1 pseudogene is annotated in these 1,286 nt (G+C 71.9%); it reads right to left on the bottom strand.

The window, feature by feature from the left end:
- Window positions 1-623: 623 nt before the first annotated feature.
- Window positions 624-1,286 (bottom strand): annotated as a pseudogene (locus NOCJ54_RS0122570) (HNH endonuclease); the annotation flags it as partial.

Genomic DNA, 1,286 nt, shown 5'->3' with positions numbered 1-1,286 from the left:
CCGCCGCTACGCGGTCGCTTCGCGATCCTTGACCCCGGGGCCCTGCCGGTCGGCTGGTCGGCGCGGTTGTCGGCACGGACTGCGTCCGCGCCGCCGCTGCGCGGCCGCCGCCTTCGTGGGAGGTCATACGAATCGTGGGCTCCAGGCCACGACCTGCATGACGGTTTGGAGCGTTCCTCCCGGTGGTTGAGGTGCGACGAGCGCCAGCGAGGAGCCTCGCGGTTCTGATGGCGCGAGCGTGTCGCCTGTCGAGGGCTGCGCGCGGACGCTCGCAAGCTCGGCCCGCACTTGCCCTCGACGCGCCTTCGGCGCGGGCGCCGCGCTGCCGCGCGCCGTTGGCTCCGGTAGGTGGCTGCGTCAGCCTGGCGGCAAGCCTTCTCCCGGTGGTTGAGGTGCGACGAGCGCCAGCGAGGAGCCTCGATACCTCCGGGCCGGCGAGGCGGGCTGTGGCGGGAACAGTCCGGTGGCCCGGGCCACTGGTTTCGAGGCTCGGCGCTGGGGCGCCTCGCACCTCAACCAGCGGCGGTCGGTCGTCCCTAGTGGGGGCGACCTCAGCCGGCGACAGTTTGGGTGGGCGGACATGCCGACGACCCCGCCGGTGGGCGGGGTGTGGGGCGTGGTGGCTAGTAGTCGTCGGGGTCGAGGCGGCGCGGGGTGTCGAGGACCTTGGTGCCTGTCGGTCCGACGAGGACGTGGCGTCCGTTGGGGGAGAGCCAGAGGTAGTGGCTGGGCTTGATGGTGACGTAGCGCCAGAGCGAGAAGGTCTTGGCGCGGTGGTGCCTCCGGCAGAGCGGGACGAGGTTGCACGGGCACGTCGGGCCGCCGCGAGCATGCTCGACCGAGTGGTCGAGGTCGCAACGGGTCGCTGTGACGGTGCAGCCGGGGAACCTGCAGGTGTGGTCACGCAGCTGGACCCGGGCGCGGTGACGGTCGGGGATCTCCCAGGAGTCGACGGGGATGCAGTCGGCCAGGTCGACGACGGGTCTGACGATCACGGTGGTGCGCGGTGCCTGCAGCCACTCCTTCACCTGCGCGGCCGATACCGGAGCACCGGTCTCCTCGCAGCGGGCGACGGGGTTGTCGCCGGTGAGGGTGGTGTCGGTGACGTGGATGTTGAGCGTGACCCGCCGGCCGGGGGAGGTGGCGATGACCTCGCCGGTGTCGGGGTCGGCGAAGAGAAGGTCGAGGGAGAGGTCCTGCCGTGCCAGCTCAGCGGCGGCCTTGGAACGGCGGACGTCCAACGATGAATCGTCGCCGCACTTGCCGAGGAGGATCGCTCGGCGGGT

Origin of the sequence: Nocardioides sp. J54, from assembly GCF_000519005.1 — a bacterium.
In the GTDB taxonomy this organism is placed as follows: Bacteria; Actinomycetota; Actinomycetes; order Propionibacteriales; family Nocardioidaceae; genus Nocardioides.
The sequence above is the reverse complement of the archived record's forward strand: the minus strand, read 5'-3'. Positions and strand labels throughout refer to the sequence as shown.